Source organism: Prolixibacteraceae bacterium, assembly GCA_019720755.1.
GTDB lineage: Bacteria > Bacteroidota > Bacteroidia > Bacteroidales > Prolixibacteraceae > Halosquirtibacter > Halosquirtibacter laminarini.
The window spans coordinates 2915742-2933081 of the sequence record CP081303.1; the positions used below are offsets into that span (position 1 = coordinate 2915742).

General features: G+C 34.9%; 14 protein-coding genes. 4 read left to right on the top strand and 10 right to left on the bottom strand.

The annotated features are described in order from the left end of the window. Nucleotides 1-2: 2 nt before the first annotated feature. From K4L44_11420 to K4L44_11435, 4 genes are all read right to left on the bottom strand, one after another. Entirely contained in the window at nt 3-1298 is a 1296-nt protein-coding gene (locus K4L44_11420; protein ID QZE13195.1) for an NYN domain-containing protein, read from the bottom strand. 120 nt (nt 1299-1418) lie between these two features. Further along, nucleotides 1419-3416 carry an excinuclease ABC subunit UvrB gene (uvrB, locus tag K4L44_11425; protein QZE13196.1) on the bottom strand — a complete coding sequence of 666 codons (1998 nt, stop codon included), beginning with the start codon at nt 3414-3416 and terminating at the stop codon, nt 1419-1421. Nucleotides 3417-3418: 2 nt separating this feature from the next. Then, nucleotides 3419-4486: a hypothetical protein gene (locus K4L44_11430; GenBank protein ID QZE13197.1), complete on the bottom strand. Its 1068-nt coding sequence runs from the start codon at nt 4484-4486 to the stop codon at nt 3419-3421. Nucleotides 4487-4583: 97 nt separating this feature from the next. Then, a complete protein-coding gene (locus tag K4L44_11435) occupies nt 4584-5189 on the bottom strand; it encodes an HAD family phosphatase (protein QZE13198.1) in 606 nt (201 codons plus the stop codon). Nucleotides 5190-5331: 142 nt separating this feature from the next. On the opposite strand from K4L44_11435, the gene K4L44_11440 reads away from it, so the two are divergent. Continuing rightward, nucleotides 5332-5715 (top strand): hypothetical protein, encoded by a 384-nt coding sequence (locus tag K4L44_11440; protein QZE13199.1) that lies wholly within the window; start codon nt 5332-5334, stop codon nt 5713-5715. A 2450-nt stretch (nt 5716-8165) separates the two neighbouring features. Here the strand turns inward: K4L44_11440 and K4L44_11445 are convergent. Genes K4L44_11445 through K4L44_11455 form a run of 3 tightly spaced genes read right to left on the bottom strand, consistent with a single transcriptional unit; the run spans nt 8166 to nt 10593 of the window. Then, nucleotides 8166-8645 carry an SEC-C domain-containing protein gene (locus K4L44_11445; protein QZE13200.1) on the bottom strand — a complete coding sequence of 160 codons (480 nt, stop codon included), beginning with the start codon at nt 8643-8645 and terminating at the stop codon, nt 8166-8168. 7 nt (nt 8646-8652) lie between these two features. Beyond that, a complete protein-coding gene (locus tag K4L44_11450; protein ID QZE16001.1) occupies nt 8653-9528 on the bottom strand; it encodes a carbon-nitrogen hydrolase in 876 nt (291 codons plus the stop codon). A gap of 27 nt (nt 9529-9555) precedes the next feature. After that, entirely contained in the window at nt 9556-10593 is a 1038-nt protein-coding gene (locus K4L44_11455) for an agmatine deiminase family protein (GenBank protein ID QZE13201.1), read from the bottom strand. 153 nt (nt 10594-10746) lie between these two features. Between K4L44_11455 and K4L44_11460 the strand changes: the two genes are divergently transcribed. Continuing rightward, complete coding sequence (locus tag K4L44_11460) at nt 10747-13182, top strand: TonB-dependent receptor (protein QZE13202.1); 2436 nt, start codon at nt 10747-10749, stop codon at nt 13180-13182. A gap of 236 nt (nt 13183-13418) precedes the next feature. Here the strand turns inward: K4L44_11460 and K4L44_11465 are convergent, their stop codons facing one another. Both K4L44_11465 and K4L44_11470 read right to left on the bottom strand, forming a co-directional pair. Then, nucleotides 13419-13997 (bottom strand): ISAs1 family transposase, encoded by a 579-nt coding sequence (locus tag K4L44_11465; protein ID QZE13203.1) that lies wholly within the window; start codon nt 13995-13997, stop codon nt 13419-13421. A 146-nt stretch (nt 13998-14143) separates the two neighbouring features. Further along, entirely contained in the window at nt 14144-14665 is a 522-nt protein-coding gene (locus tag K4L44_11470; GenBank protein QZE13204.1) for a transposase, read from the bottom strand. 34 nt (nt 14666-14699) lie between these two features. On the opposite strand from K4L44_11470, the gene K4L44_11475 reads away from it, so the two are divergent. Beyond that, nucleotides 14700-15143 (top strand): hypothetical protein, encoded by a 444-nt coding sequence (locus tag K4L44_11475; GenBank protein QZE13205.1) that lies wholly within the window; start codon nt 14700-14702, stop codon nt 15141-15143. On the opposite strand, the gene K4L44_11480 is transcribed toward K4L44_11475, so the two are convergent. Continuing rightward, nucleotides 15091-16305: an ISL3 family transposase gene (locus tag K4L44_11480; GenBank protein ID QZE13206.1), complete on the bottom strand. Its 1215-nt coding sequence runs from the start codon at nt 16303-16305 to the stop codon at nt 15091-15093. The genes K4L44_11475 and K4L44_11480 overlap by 53 nt on opposite strands. Nucleotides 16306-16377: 72 nt before the next feature. Here K4L44_11480 and K4L44_11485 point away from each other — a divergent pair, with 72 nt between their 5' ends. Further along, entirely contained in the window at nt 16378-17127 is a 750-nt protein-coding gene (locus K4L44_11485) for an ISAs1 family transposase (protein ID QZE13207.1), read from the top strand. Nucleotides 17128-17340 lie beyond the last annotated feature (213 nt).

The following is a 17340-nucleotide window of genomic DNA, read 5'->3' on the forward strand; positions in this document are numbered from 1 at the left end:
AATCACATTTTTTCGGCCATTTCCACCTCTTGAGGAACCTCCATTACAGACATAAACACATCCTCATCCACATCTACAATCAACTTTTCTAATTTTGCTTTCATCCCCTCATAAAGAAGCACTTTAGCTTCCATTACATCCATCGGGGCAAAAGTCAGTTGTTGCTCTGAAATTCTCTTATCCTCAGGAAATCGTTCAAAACAATCTGCAGCAACCATCGACAAAAGACAGTTCTTTATCTCATTATCAGAATATGGCATCAATGAGTCAAGCTTTTCAATAAGTTCTGACAAAAGATTACCCTCATAAGCCAAACGATATTGATCAATTAAAGCAACCACTTTATCAAAAACTTCTTCATTAAAGGATTTAAACATTGGAGTCCCTTTAGAAAGGATTTTTCTATAAAATTCTTTGTTATGAATATTCGAAAGTTTGGTAACATATGACTCATCAGAAAAACCATTAATACTATGTTTTTTACTTACCATTCGATATTCACTTGGTGCCTTAAATATAATCTTACAGTTTGACTCATAGGTAATAAAACGAAGGAAATCAATCAATCGAACAAAGCCCAATGAGAAATAGTTAAAAGACTGAAGTCTATAGTCCATAATTTGACTAAATATCGAAATATTAAGCCCAGCACCACTCAATAAAAGTGCAGCATCATGATTATTTGAAAGAAAAACCAAACACTCTTTTGCAATTGCAATCACATGCTCATTGCTAACAAAATTTACAGGTTCATACTGCCTTATAAACGACATGACAATAGGGTCATTCGCATTTACACCATCTACTTGTAATTTAGGTTTGGTAGAAGGCTCTTCCAACCACAAAAACCTATCACTTACTGCTTCGAAAATCTTATTGGTCGCTTTACGATATGCACATCCAATTACATATTTACCATGTTCATGAAGTTTCTTGGCTAAAGAAGAAAATCCTCCATCCCCACTTACAATAACAAAATTCTTAATATGATCATGAGTAAAAGCAATCTCAACTGCATCAATCGCTAACTGAATATCGGATGCATTTTTTTGAGTTCCCCTACCAAAACCAAACATTTGAATTGGCTCTATACCGAGCTCATTAATATCATCTCTTAAGTGTTTTAGTCTCGGATCACTCCAATTTGCATAAGCCTTTTGAATACACGGAAGACCATCATTAAGCTCTTGAATACTATGAAATATCTCTTTCAAAGACAAATTTTGGATATACTCGGTCTTGCCGTAGCCACCTATTAAGTTTTCAATGTCGTAAAGTATTGCGGTGTTAAAATTCATAAAAATCTAAAATTATGTAAGTTGGCTAATCATGATAATGGTCAATGTGTGCTCATTCATACTAATTTAACACTTATATACATAAAATGAAAATCACACACATTAATAATTTATTATTATTTATGTGTTCTGCTTTTTCAGCTCAAAAAGAATATCTCGAAGACGGGCAGCTTCCAAGAAATCGAGATTTTTAGCAGCCTCTTTCATCTTGTATTCCATCTTAATAATCTCTTTCTCTAAATCATTTGATTTCGCATAAGAAACACTTTTCTCAGCAACAAGATGTTTTGTCGGATCGAATCTCTTACTATCAGCTAATTTCTGACTTTGTCCAACAATCTCCCTACTTGCCTTCACAATAGGCATCGGCTCGAGCCCATTATCTTGATTAAACTTAGATTGCTTCACTCTCCTAGACTCTGTTGCATCAATCGTCTTCTGCATCGATCTAGTAATTTTGTCTGCATACATAATTACTCTTCCATTCACATTACGAGCAGCACGTCCAGCAGTCTGTGTTAACGATCTTTCAGATCTAAGAAACCCCTCTTTATCTGCATCAAGAATCGTAACTAGAGACACCTCAGGTAAATCTAACCCTTCACGAAGTAAGTTAATTCCAACCAAAACATCATAAAGTCCTGCACGCAAGGCCTCCATTATTTCAATACGTTCTAGCGTGTCCACATCAGAATGAATATAAGCAGTAGAGATCCCTAAATCTACCAGATATTTTGTCAACTCTTCCGCCATACGTTTGGTTAAAGTTGTCACAAGGATCCTCTCTCCTTTGGCTTTAACCTTATAAATCTCCTCAATCAAATCATCCACCTGATTGGTAACAGGTCGCACCTCAATAATAGGATCTAATAACCCTGTTGGACGAATCACCTGTTCCACAATCACTCCTTCAGACTTCTCCAACTCATAATCTGCAGGGGTAGCACTGACATATAGAATTTGGTTTATAATATCCTCAAATTCCTCAAATTTAAGGGGTCTATTATCTAATGCTGCAGGCAGACGAAAGCCATACTCTACAAGGCTCGTCTTTCTAGATCTATCCCCTCCATACATGGCTCTAATTTGTGGAATAGTCACGTGACTTTCATCTACAATCATTAGGTAGTCCTTTGGGAAATAGTCGAGTAGACAGAATGGTCGTGAGTTCACCTCTCTCCCATCAAAATATCTTGAATAATTCTCCACTCCAGGACAATACCCTAACTCTCGCATCATCTCTAGATCATATTCTGTTCGATCTTTTATTCGCTTTGCCTCTACAGGTTTCCCCTCTCTTTCGAAGTATGCAATCTGTTTTACTAGATCATCTTGAATTTCACGAATAGATCTCTGCGTTCTTTCTTGTGTTGTTACAAATATCGTAGCAGGAAAGATAACCATCTCTTCCATCTTATCAACCACTTTAGCAGTCAATGGATCAATCGAGAACAACTCGTCAATCTCATCTCCCCAGAAGCAAATTCTATATGCATAATCAGCATAAGCTGGATAGATATCTATAGTATCTCCTTTTACCCTAAAATTACCTCTTTCAAATTCAACTTCAGAACGAGAATACATAGCATCTACCAGACTTCGCAACAATGCATTACGACTTATGGTATCTCCCACTTTTACCTCGGTAACATTATCATGAAAATCTGCAGGATTACCAATACCGTAAAGACATGACACGGAAGATACAACAATCACATCACTGCGTCCGGATAACAATGCAGAAGTAGCACTTAAACGTAGTTTTTCTATCTCTTGATTGATAGACAAATCTTTTTCAATATAAGTATCCGTTGTCGGAAGATACGCTTCAGGTTGATAGTAGTCATAATAAGACACGAAATATTCCACCGAATTATTCGGAAAGAACTGTTTCATCTCCGCATACAATTGGGCTGCCAATGTTTTATTATGACTCAATATTAATGTAGGTTTTTGAGTCCGTTCAATAACATTAGCCATGGTAAATGTTTTACCAGAGCCTGTCACACCAAGTAATGTCTGATGTACAACCCCTTCTTCTACACCTTGCGACAAAGCATCGATAGCTGCAGGTTGATCACCCATCGGTGCAAATTCGGATACTATATTGAATTCCATTTTTACTCTTTTGTCAAAATAATTTTAATAGGATAGTGATCACTAAAGCCACCATAATAGTGAGGACCTCCATAAGTCTTTGATGGGGATGTACGCCCTAAGTCTGAGAAATAAGTAAACCACTTTTTAATAAAAATACTACTAGGATAGTCTGTATCCATTTTATCAGGAGAAGGCATTACCACCTTATAACCACTTTTCTTCTTTAACAAATTGGATGAAACAATCATATTATCAAGCATGTTCCATTTGCCATGATAATTATAAGTTCCTTTACCTTGTTTGTCAAGATAGTACATCATATTAAAAAGAGTTCCATCATTAGAAACTGTAGAAAGATCACTAGGTACTTCATTTGCTCTTAAAACATCTCTCAATGCAAGTTCATCAGGATCTTCATTCATATCCCCCATAATGATAATATTTGCCTGTCTATCATCCCCCAGTACTTGATCCACATCCCGACGCAATAACGATGCTGCAATCATTCTTTTAGGCTCAGACTTTTCTGAACCTCCTCTTCTAGAAGACCAGTGATTTACATATATGAAAAATGATTCTCCGTTAAGTTCCCCTTTCACTCTTAAGATATCACGAGTAGTAAACTTTGGATTAGACAACATGGTTACTGGAATTACCTTCTCCTCTTTCACTTTAAATACTTTCTTGCTATATAGCAATGCAACATCCATACCTCTATAATAAGGGCTCTCAAATTGAGAGATACCATAATCTCCGCCTTTTAATGCCTCGCTATTAACAAGATCGGTCAAGACGGCTCTATTCTCAATCTCGCACAAGCCAATAAGAGCAGGTAATGTCCCCTCTCCTGAAGCCGAAATTACTTTAGACAAATCCACAATCTTCTTTTGATAGCGCTCTTGTGTCCACTTATTTCTCCCCTCAGGTGTAAAATCATCATCTTTGGTCTTCGGGTCATCATGCGTATCAAACAAATTCTCCACATTATAACTTAGAACAAGGATCTTTTTTTCATTTTGGTTGCTACAACTAAATAAAAACAACAGTAAAGGTAAGATAGTAAACAGGTTTAAGATAGTCTTTTTCATAGGTAAATGATTTATTATTTGAAAATGATTTATTCATAAGCATAGTACAAAAGCAGAAATTAAAAAGATCTGATTTAACTCATAATTTCAAAATAGACTACTCTCCGATGGTGGTTCTATAATACTGTGTCACATCCACAACATGCATTCCCGCTGTATTTCCAGCTTCTATCCCCAAGGCACCATCTTCAAAGACCATACAATCTTTGGGTGTCACTCCAATTAAAGAAGCAGCTTTTAGAAAAGTCTCAGGATGGGGTTTATGTTCTGTCACATCCTCAGCACACACCATATTCTCTATTAAAAAATCCAAGTCTAGAGCCGTTAAAACCTTCGTAGCAGAAAATCTATCTCCTCCAGTACCACAAGCCATAGGCAATATATCTCTGTATTTATGAATCAAATTAATAACAGGTTCTACTCCTACAACTTTATTCATGTTTTCTAAGTACATCTCCTCCTTTACACGAACAAACTCAGAGGGATCCCAATCTTTACCAAACCGATCCTTTACAATCTGACATGTCTCTAAAGCAGGAATACCAGCAAGTTCTAAAAAGAGCTCCTTGGTATAATTCACACCAAACATACGTCCAACTTTTTGAAAAACTTTAAAGTGAAGTGGCATGGAATCAGCAATCGTTCCATCAATATCAAAAATGAGACCTTTGATATTCTCGTCAACTATAATTTCTCTTTGCATAACCGAAAAACATTAGAGAGACAAAATTACAAAAAATAGATACGCTACAATTTAGTTCGCTTTCATTTATTTCGGATCTCTACTATATTTAGGCTACTTTTACCTTTCAAAGAAATGAAATATATACTTTAACGAATTAAATATGAAAAGTGACATCTATCTAATTGCATCACTTCCCCAATGGGCAATATTCTTAGGCATAATAAGTTTTTTCTGGGGACTTATTGAGAAAAAAGCCAAATATTGCAAAATCGGAAGTATTCTTTTTGCCACAACGGGAATTATTGCAGGTATTTCTCTTTTAATAGGAGACTTTGGAACGATCACCACACCGACCGAAACGGGAGCTATTCTTAAAGTATTATGCCTCAGCGCAATACTACTTGGTCTTGTTTCTGTTATTCATCTCAATATTCAGTGGAAAAAGTCCAAAAACAATACTTGGTTAACCATCTTCACGATACTGCTTGCCTTAACCAATTTCTTCATGTACTATAATGTATTACATGGGATTTTTGAAAAATAAGGCATAAAAAAAGGACAGCACCACCTGTCCTTTTTACTGAACAATAAAACCAACAAATTCAAATAATGAATCCTAAACTACACTCATTTAGTCTCACATATTAAGAAAACAATCTAGGAGTAAAGATGTTCAAACTCGAACAATCATTTTCATCAAGAAAAGCGAATATCCTAGATCTCCACTTTAAACAGATAAGGCACTTAAGGACAATGACACATTATCTGAAATCTTAGCAAATAATTTATTTATATAGATCACAAAGGAAAGGAAGTGAAAGTATTTTGATTCGTTACTACACTACTCTTAATTTATCCTTTCTTTACCCTTTGGTTACCCAAATAGTAACCAAAGGGTAAAGGAAGGGTAAAGGAAGGTGCCTACAAAACCATTCTTAAAACGCTCTAAGCAAAATCAAATACACTCCTAATATGCATAACCCCATATTTACTTGAGACCTTTTTCAAGGATATCGTTGTAATAACCATATTATAACGAACATGAAGCAATCTATAAATCAAATAGGATAATCCCTTAAATATTTAGCTCCCCTGAAAGAGGATCAACCAAATTTTCACCTAAAGAACAACTGATCTTCAAATATTTATTCGAACCTGCAATGTTCGTTTTAAGTTTTTCATACTTATAAAAATAACGAGTATACATTACTTGTTTGATGAGACATATAGTTATCCACCGAATAAAAGAATGATTGATACAGAGAGAATGAGATCATTTAATATCCCAATGAGGAGTTAAGAAAGAGGAAGAGCCAAACTTAAATAAATCTTTGACATAAAAAAAAGGATAGAGTCCCCACTCCATCCTTTCAAACCTAACTAACTAAACCAATAAAACTAACTAAATCCAAACTTATGAATTTAAAACACATTGCAAATGTAATGTTTTAAAACATACACTCCAAATATTTTATCAAAAATATTACAAAACATGGCAAATAAGTTGTTCTTAAAATAAAAACAAGACAATATTTAGACAATTCTATCTTGAGTCATTTGGCTAAAATGAGTGTATTTTATTAGAACACAATATTTTAAACAAAAAAAAGGATAGAGTCCCCACTCTATCCTTTCAAACCTAACTAACTAAACCAATAAAACTAACTAAATCCAAACTTATGAATTTAAAACACAATGCAAATATAATGTTTTAAAACATGCAACACAAACGAATTGACGAAAATGTTACAAAACACAAAAAAATAATTGCATCAATAAAAAATATCTTTGATCACTCACACATAAAGTGAATATTACAATGAACTAAACCAATAAAAACGATCTAAGTAAAATCTAGAAAAACAGACTCAATCCTAGATAATAATAAAATCTGTATATCATTAATAACAAGACTCCATTACAAATTGTTCTCAAAGAAATAGATTTTTTTATTTAAAATATTTGTTCTTCGTTTCATTCCATTATTCTTAATAATACAAATGAGAAACAAAAGAAGAAAACGATGAAGATATCTTCGTTTACTACACAAAGTCCAAAACTTACTTTCTCTTCTTTCTAATATTTTGTGAACGTCAAAATAAATAGCCTAGAATAACATATAAGTATTGGATTCACAAAGCAGACAATTCAAGAGGCATTACTTTTAAGCAGGGGAGCTAAAATATACGAAACGATCTACGTTTCTGCTCAAATGGAAGGATATCATTGTATAACAATGAAAAGCATAACTCTAAAGACAAGGATCAAGTAGATACAAAAAAAAAGAGGATGTCCTATCTAAGGACACTCTCTTTCAAACCTAACTAACTAAACCAATAAAACTAACTAAATCCAAACTTATGAATTTATAAACACATTACAAATGTATAGTAGCGCTGCTGTAATTACAAAATTATACTGTTATTGTTTTATGAACAAAATCTTAAAATAGTATTAACATTTCAAACACATCAGAAAAAAAAGAATGCAACATTACTGCTGCATTCTTAAAATCAAACCTATAAAACTAACTAATCCAAATCATTGAATCTAAAAACACATTTAAATTTAATGACTTTCCTCGGGAAAAAAGGTGATATATATTTGTTTCACCAGATAACTTATAAGTCTACGAATTTAATGAACCTCAGGTTTCTCAATAATCAAACAGTATCACACTTTTTGGATTAACATAAACTTCACCCAAATATACCCTAGTATTTCCTTCTAATTTAATTCACGAGCGACCCTAAATATTTCAGAAGGTGCTTTACTAAGGAGATAAATATGAGTCCCTCCGCATATAGAGAGAAATTTAAATCTCACTAAGGAATTTTTACTAGAATATAGTCTAATTATTTTAAAAATACTGATCATAAAAACCTCATCATTCTTTATATCGAATTCGAATGAATACAGAAAAGCCCATGAACTCATCTTCCAATAGATATTTGGGAGACGAGTTCTGTTCTTAAACGGGTAACCAACAATATTCTACTTACCACAGCATTTCTTAAACTTCTTTCCACTCCCGCACCAACAAGGCTCATTTCGCCCCATTTTACGTGAAGAGCTAATGGTTGGAGTATCTACCACTTGTTGGGTTGTCGCTTTCCCTGAAGTATAGTACCACTGCGAATCGTCTTTAATAAATTGAGAATGTTCTTCCAAAATCGTTTGTTCCATTCCCTCTTTATAGTACGCTTTAAAGTGGACCTCCCCATTATCTTGACTCATATTTGAAGAGATCACATCTAATTTAGTATATGTTACTGCATCACACCATGCCTTTAGATCAGACATCGTATTTGGCTTCTCTATACGTTCAGTATCTAATATATAAGAAACTTCGCCTAATGAAAAAGCAGTAAAGCGAGATCTCATTAATGTCTCTGGACTATCCGCAACCTCTTTTCTTGAAATATAGCGACCACAACAATCATTGTAGTCATCAATCTTCCCACAAACACACATAAATATTCTATTTTAAAAATCTTTTTAATAATCCTTTATACGAATCGATTCTTCGATCTCTAAAGAAAGGCCACCATCTTCGGACCTGTTCACATCTCTCCATATTTAACGATACCACTTCTGTAGCTTCGCTATCCTGTCCCGCTTCAAATAGAAGTTCTCCTTGAGGGCCAGCAACAAAACTATTGCCCCAAAATTGAATACCAGAAGTAGCTTTCGAAGAATCCAACTCTCTTCCTACCCTATTCACTGAAATCACAGGGATACCATTTGCTATGGCATGTGCACGCTGTGAGATAACCCAAGCATCACACTGCCTCTTTTGTTCGGCCTGGTCATCCATATCAGACCAACCTATAGCTGTTGGATAAATCAATACTTCTGCTCCAGCAAGAGCCATAAGACGTGCAGCTTCAGGATACCATTGATCCCAACAAATTAAGACCCCCAAACATCCAACCGAAGTATCAATCGGTTCATATCCTAGATCGCCAGGAGTGAAATAGAATTTCTCATAAAACCCAGGATCATCTGGTATATGCATCTTTCTATAAGTCCCTGCAATAGTACCATCATTTTCAAAAACAACAGCAGTATTATGATATAACCCAGCACTACGCTTTTCAAACAGCGAAGTCACCAAAACCACCTTATATTTTTTAGCAATTGCTCCATAGAAAGAGGTCGACGGCCCAGGTATTGTCTCTGCAAGGTCAAAAAGATCGGGATCTTCTGTTTGACAAAAATAGGGTGTATTATGAAGCTCTTGTAATACAATCAAATTAGCACCTTCTGAAGCTAATTGCGCTATCTTCATCTCTAAGGCTCTTTTGTTGTCTTCAACAAGAGCCACACATCGTTGTTGGATTAAACCAACCTGAATCGATTTTTTCATCTTATTCAGAATATATTACATCAAAATAAAACCTTCTGGATATTGCATTGTAACACAATGCAAAGAACCATGTTGCTTGATTAAAACACGACAATCTATACCAATCACCTTCCTTTCAGGAAAACAATCTTGTAATATAGAAACAGCTTCTTCATCCTTCTCATCCTGATATGTAGGAACCAAAACAGCTCCATTTAATATCAAAAAGTTGGCGTAAGTCGCAGGAAGCCTCATCTTCTCATCATATTTTGCAGAGGGCCAAGGTAAAGCAACCAGATTATATGGCTGACCATCACGATCTCGGAATCGGGATAACTCTTTTTTCATGGCATCCAACACTTTATAATGATCATCATTAGGGTCATCGCATGACTGATATACAATAGTATCCTTCGAAACGAAACGAGCAAGCGTATCAATATGACTATCTGTGTCATCCCCTTGAAGTGCCCCACTTTCGAGCCACAAAAAATGATCTACTCCAAGATCGGAAGACAATCTCGCCTCAATATCCTCCTTCAGATAAGTTTCATTTCTATTCTCAGATAATAGACAAGTCGTCGTAGTCATACATGTTCCAGCACCATCCGACTCAACTGCTCCGCCCTCTAAAACAAAGTCTAAATTCGACCTTCTCTCTACCGAAGGATGAAAAACTCTTTGTTTATAGAGACTCTTACCTATTAGGTTATCTAAGTTCGAGGCAAACTTCAATCCCCAACCATTGAATTTATAATCCAATATCTCTCGTTTCTCTCCATGGAATATAGACAAAGGAGCATGATCTCTTGCCCAAGTATCGTTACTAGAAACCTCAACAACTTTGGTAGGATAATCACAAGACAATGTAGACAGGATAGACTCAACGGATTCAATATCCTGAGCAACAACCAACAATGGTTGAAATTGAGTAATCGCCATGACCAACTGTTTGTAACAATCCAAAATCTCCTCATACACATCAGCCCAATCTGTACCTAGATGTGGCCAAGTTAGCTGTATTACTGACTGTTTTTCCCACTCAGCAGGCCAACGTTTCTTTCCACGAATCATACAATCTTTCATACTACAAAGAAACAAATATTCGTCATATCCTGTTTCTCAATACAATGAAAATATTTCTACAAAAAAGTCCTTTCTCGGTTAAACCTTTCACAAAAGAGGATGTCTAAGTAAGTAATTCGAAACATTACAATTTATAATAACGTGAAGAATATAACCTTTATTTTCATCTTGACATTTGTCCTAAACATTCCATTATGGGCAAATCCGAACACTCCTCAAAAACCCTCTAGGGTCATTGCTGCACGTGTAGTGGACAACAAAACCAAAGAACCTATTGAATATGCAACGGTAACTCTCTTTAAACTTCCTGAAAAAAAATTAGTTACCGGATTGGTTACCGACGCTAAAGGAAGGTTTATCTTCAAAAAAGTTGAGAATGGAACTTACTCTATCAGAGTGAATTTCTTGGGATACGAGGAGTACCTCTCTGATAATCTCACGATCACTGACAACAAGAACTTTATTCGCTTAGGACAGATATCCATGAAACCTAATTCTAAAGTTTTGGGGGAAGTCTCGATTGTTGGAGAAACAAGAGATATTGACTATAAGATAGACAAAAAAGTAGTAAATGTTTCCAAACAACTTACTGCAACAGCTGGAACTGCTGTCGATGTACTAGAGAATGTCCCTTCAGTTACTGTAGATGTAAATGGGGATGTAGCACTAAGAGGGAGTACTAGTTTCACAGTACTCATCGATGGGAAACCTACAATTTTAGATGCCAATGATGCATTAAAACAGATTCCATCTGCTTCCATCAAGAATATCGAATTAATCACCAACCCTTCTGTTAAATTTGATCCTGACGGAACTTCTGGTATCATTAACATCATCACCAAAAAGAACAAACTGACAGGGATCAGTGGTATGGCAAGTATCAGTGCTGGGACCTTCGACAACTACAATGGGAACATGCTTCTATCTTGGAGAAAAAATAAGTTCAACTTTACTTTAGGAGCAAACTACAGAAATGGAAACTTTCCAATGGATGTAGAGAACAGAAGAAAGACCTTCAACAACGATACGACTTGGGTGACATCCTCAGAGGGAGAAGGAAAGAGGAATTTTAACATGAACTCAATCAATGCTGGAGTAGAATGGAACATCACAAACCAAGACATGGTTTCTGTTTCTGCACGTTTAGGTAAGTTCCAAATGAACATGGGATCAGACCTAAACTATACTGAAACGATTTCAACCAACAATAGCACTATCTCAGAGAAAAAATATATCAGCTCTGAAGATGCCGATAGAGAGAGAGAATTCTATTCTGTTAATACAACTTACTCTCATAGCTTTCCTAAAGAAGGACATAAAATTGATGCTCAATTTAACGCTATGGGCCGAGAGGCGTATGATAATTCAGGGAGTCAACTGACAGATATGGATGGAACAATTACCGATGGAAAGACCAATATCGAAGAGGGCCCAAATAAAAAGTATGTAACCAAAATTGACTATACCCTACCTTTACCCAATGATAGTAAACTAGAAGCAGGATTCCAAAGTAGGGTTTCCAATAGTTCCGATGATACCAAGCTGTACAACTATGATACGGCAACAGGACAGGACGTAATCGATGATAGATACTCTAGAGTTACCGACTACAATAGAGATATCTATTCGATGTATGCCCAGTATAATACAACCATTAATAACTTTGGTATCCAAGCAGGGTTCAGAGAGGAGTATACAAATAGAGTAATATCCTCTGATGTGGACAATAGCGAAACAACCATTAAAAGATGGGATTGGTTTCCTACTTTACACCTCTCATACAAGCTTTCGGAGACAGATCAAATTATGACCTCGTATACCAAACGTATTCATAGAACTAGAGGTTACTACCTTGAACCTTTTATCACTTGGGTTGACAACTTCAATGTAAGACAAGGAAATCCAGGACTTGAACCAGAATTAATCGACTCTTACGAAGCAACCTACCTTAAAGATTTTGGTAGAAACTATCTTTCAGTCGATTTATACTATCGTATCACGCACAACAAAGTAGAGCAGATTCAAAGTGTTTACGAAGACAATGTCATCATGAGAACACCTGAGAATGTTGGACAGGACTACTCATTTGGTACCGAAATAACACTAAGCGTATCTCCATTCAAGTGGTGGAAGATAAACCTAATGGGAAACCTATACGACTATCGTGTAGAGGGACAGATGAATGACCAAGACTTCTCACGAAGTAGTTTTAACTGGACAGGACGTTTTAATAATACCTTCATCATCAACAGAACAACCTCATTCCAAATTAACAACAGCTATCAGAGTGGTTCGGTTACAGCGCAAGGAAGCAAAGAAGGATACTATAGCATGAATATAGCAGCAAGAAAGTCATTCTTCGACAGAAAGCTCAATGCAACGATCCAGATGCGTAATGCATTGAATACAATCTCAAGAGAATCTTTCTCAGAAGCTCCAGGACTAGAAACCTACAATAAGTCAACGTATGCATGGCCAATGTTGAATTTAACACTCAGCTATACATTTAACAACTTTAAGCGCAACTTCAAGAAAAGAGGAGACGGTGAAAGCGATATGGATATGGAAGATTTCTAAAAACTTATATTCTGGATGTCCACCTAAGATTATATACCCCCGTTTATTTAAAAAAGCAACCATCTAAAGTTACTCAAGATGGTTGCTTTTTTTATACAGTTTAGATTCTCCTTACGATCACTAAATGATGATACAAAATAGACCGAATAAATTACATTAGTGAAGCAATTTCTATAAACTATACCAGTTAAGCAGCAGGGAAATTGCATTTATAACTTATTGGATATTAGATAGAATTAACAAGTCTGTGAACGAGCGATAAGCTTTTCTCTATATTCATCGACATATATGGCTCTATTTTTCTTCCATTTCAATGTTTTTTTGTTCTCCGTATCCAACTTTAAGATGTTAAGAGCCATTTTACAAAGCATATTCATATTTTCAGCTGCATGATCTTTTTTTCGCTGCTGTTTATCTTCATTGAAGCTTACATCGAGTGTCCAATGAAGATTATTTTCGATTGCCCAATGTGAACGTATAAGTTTATTAAACCTCTCAGCTGTTGTATCTAAAGAGGATATGTAATACCTCACATCACTTCGTTCTTTATTTGTTGAAGATTCTAATGTCTGGGTTGTTATTCTAATTAAACTATGGATACCTCTCCATTTGGTCAACACAGGAGCATCTTCAAAGTCATTTTTTACATCACAAATACGAGTTTCAATTCTTCCATGACCAAAGTCTTCTGTTATATTAGAATCACAAACAATATCTGTATTAAACTGAATATCAAGTTCCTCTTTAGTTTTCTTCTGATTACCTTTTACTTGTAGAATATAGTCACCTTCTTTTTCGTAACTACTCAGGTTCATTTATAGTTTAGCCTCCATTCGCTAAAGAATGGAGGTTCAGAAAATATATAATGTGTAAATTATTGTAACTACTCAGGTTCATTTATAGTTTAGCCTCCATTCGCTAAAGAATGGAGGTTCAGAAAATATATAATGTGTAAATTATTTTATTGCCAACTGACCTTAAGATGGTTTTGAGATAACCAATGAGCAATCATTCTCACGACACTCTTTCCTTGTTTTTTAAGTGTATCAACAATAGAGCGTAACATGGCATACCTTTGGGCTCCTTCTTCTGTTCGATAACCTGCAGATACTTTTTGTTTTATTTTAATATTACGTATTGACCTTTCGGATGCATTGTTGTCAAAAGGAACTTCGTAATACTCTAAGAAAGTAAACACACTATCAATCCTTTTAATTAATCGACTCCGTAATGTCTTGATCTCATCTAGCTGATCGTCATACTCGTCATTTTTCAACAGTAATAAAAGCTGTTCTTTAAATATTGATTTTTCTTTTAAAGGATATTGGTTCTTGGCTGATTCTCTCTTTAATTTCATGGCTTTATAGAATATATTCAAAATATCCTCTGCCCAACTGTTATTCGTTTGTTGTTTAATGTAGATTAATTCTCGTTGCAGGGCTTGTTCATGAATTGCTGAAATGATAAAAGGTCGACTATTCATATTATATTTGGATTGCTAAAAACAGATATAAATTATGAATAACGACCTTTCAAGTGCCGAAATTAGAAGATTCTATGAGAAATTACAAGTTAAATTAGTCGATAATCGGAGTCATGTAGGACGAAAGCATGAATTGGCATTTGTGATTACGCTTTTTATTATCTCAATTCTAACAAGTTCCGATCATCTTAGCATAAATAAGATTCATCGTAATATGGTTCGTTATTATGAGAAGTTATGTATCTGTTTACATAAAGATGTTGATCATTGTATAAGTCGAGTTCAGTTGACAAGAATTCTGTCTGAGTTTGATTATGAGTCCTTTTTGACAATTTGTGATGAAGTATACTCTTCTACAGAATGGATATCTATTGATGGTAAAGAACTTCGAGGTAGTATCGATTCTAAAAGCAATAAAAAGAGGTTCATCCACATTTTGCGTATATATCTTGATGCATTGCTTTTATTTTTAACATAAAAAAATCTAAGTCACGATAGCCATATGCTTGTCTTTTTAAGGTTTTAATCTTGTTATTTATTCCTTCTAAAGGCCCCGTGGAGATATTGCACTTATACCAATTTAGAATTCCTGTTTTGTGTTTGGTCAATAGTTCTACCATTTTCTTAAGCTGAGGGATTTCAGTCTCATTTGCCTCTTCTATCCATTGTTTAAGTAATTTTGAAGCGTCTCTAATATTATCTTGATTCCATAATTCCCTCAATTCTTCTTTCAAATAATATGCGTAAAACAAGGTGGTATTCGTTTCTAATACTTTTTCAAGTCTTGAGTCTTCCCCTTTCTGAAGATTGAGATTCTCTGGGTTTTTTAACAATAGCCAACGACTTCCTTTTAAACTTTTCTTGATAACCTTATCCTTCTCTTTGTTGTAAAGATCTCTTCTAATTTTACTTATAGTCTCATTTAGTTTCTTTATTATATGGAAATGGTCAAATACCATAGTAGCTTTAGGTGCATTGGTCTTTACTGAAAGGATATAGGCAGCTGACATATCAATAGCAACAGATTCTATTTGGACTTTATTGATCTTTATTCGTTTCCAAAATGGAACCAATGATTCGGAACCTTTACCTTTTCCTACATGCAAAACGACTCCTTTATCTAAGTCATATACACAAGTCATGTATACATGTCCCTTCCTCACTGCGAATTCATCGATAGCAATATGTTTCACCCCCTTTAGCCCAGGAGAATGATATTTTGATTTTAAGTGAGACTTAATGATATCTTTTACAATATTCCAGTTAAGATCTAAAAGTCGACTGATTGACTGAATCGTCATATGAGAAGAGAGAAGTAAAACCATCTTCTCTAAAGATCGAATATAGGACTTCTGCTCTTTTGCAAACCTTAAATGTTCCTGACGTACGATCTTGCATTTCTTGCAATAAAGGCGTTGAACATCTATGATAATAACGCACTTCTTTTTGCCTATCATTGGCCCCTTGAAACTACGTTCAACAACTCCACAACAAATAACATGCATTCTTTTACAGCGACTACAACGTAGTTTGTCTTTTTTTGTTTTAACTTTAAGTTGGATGGTATCTCCAACATAGGATGTGGATAATAATTGCTGGTCTTGTAATCCTAAACAATGATATATACTACTGGTATTCATAGTCTATAGCGTTTTATATAAGAAATAACTATAGAATATGTTTACCAGTCTTTTTGTTCATATACGCAATTCATGGAAGAACCTAAAAAGAGAGGGTTAAGTATTGTTTACTCTATTGGTCATAACACAAATGTACAACAGTTATTAGGTTTTTATGATGGGACAAAAGAGAGTGAAAAGAGTATTGTTTATGATCATATTCTTGAGTTGCCAGAGCAGGCAAAGATAACACTCGACGCAATGCACAATTCAGAAAATCTGTTGTCTAATATTCACCAAAATAGTCGATTCTATTTGACTCAAATAAAGTCAAATCAGAAGAAATTAAAGGATGACTTAGTGCATACATCCAATCATATAAAAGTAGGTGATGTGATGACAGAAACAGACAAATCGCATGGAAGAATAGACATTAGAAGGTACGAAATATTCCCAATCAATACAGAGATGTTAGAGCCTAGATGGAGTAATAGTGGTATATGTAATATGATTAAAGTGACAAGAGAGAGTCACAATGTAAAGAGAGGTAGAAGGAGTACAGAAACACGATATTATATCACCAATTATAATGGGGAAATAGGTGAAATTGCTGGTGCTATTAGAGGTCATTGGAAAATAGAAATAATGAACCGTATTCGTGATGTTAATTTTGGAGAAGACAAATTAAAGTCATTAGATCATGGATTACAAAAATCAATATCCTCTGTTATGTTGTTTATTTGTAGTGGATTAATGAAAATAAATAGCTACAATAACTTGAATATTTTAAGAGAAGAGCTTGTGCGCAATACTGATAAAATACACGATTTCTTCGCCGCTTAAATTTCATGAACAAGCCCTGTATCTGTATTTCCTTTGGAAGCAAAGACAAATTTGCTGTTAGAGTCAAAATTGAAGTACGATTCGATCGTAAGTAATTCTTCAACAAATTAGATCAATAGTCTTTATATACAAAAATAGCCTACAAGATTGAACTTGCAGGCTATTCTTTTCATTACGTTTTTTCTCAATTAACTTTTAAGGTTAATTGGGCAT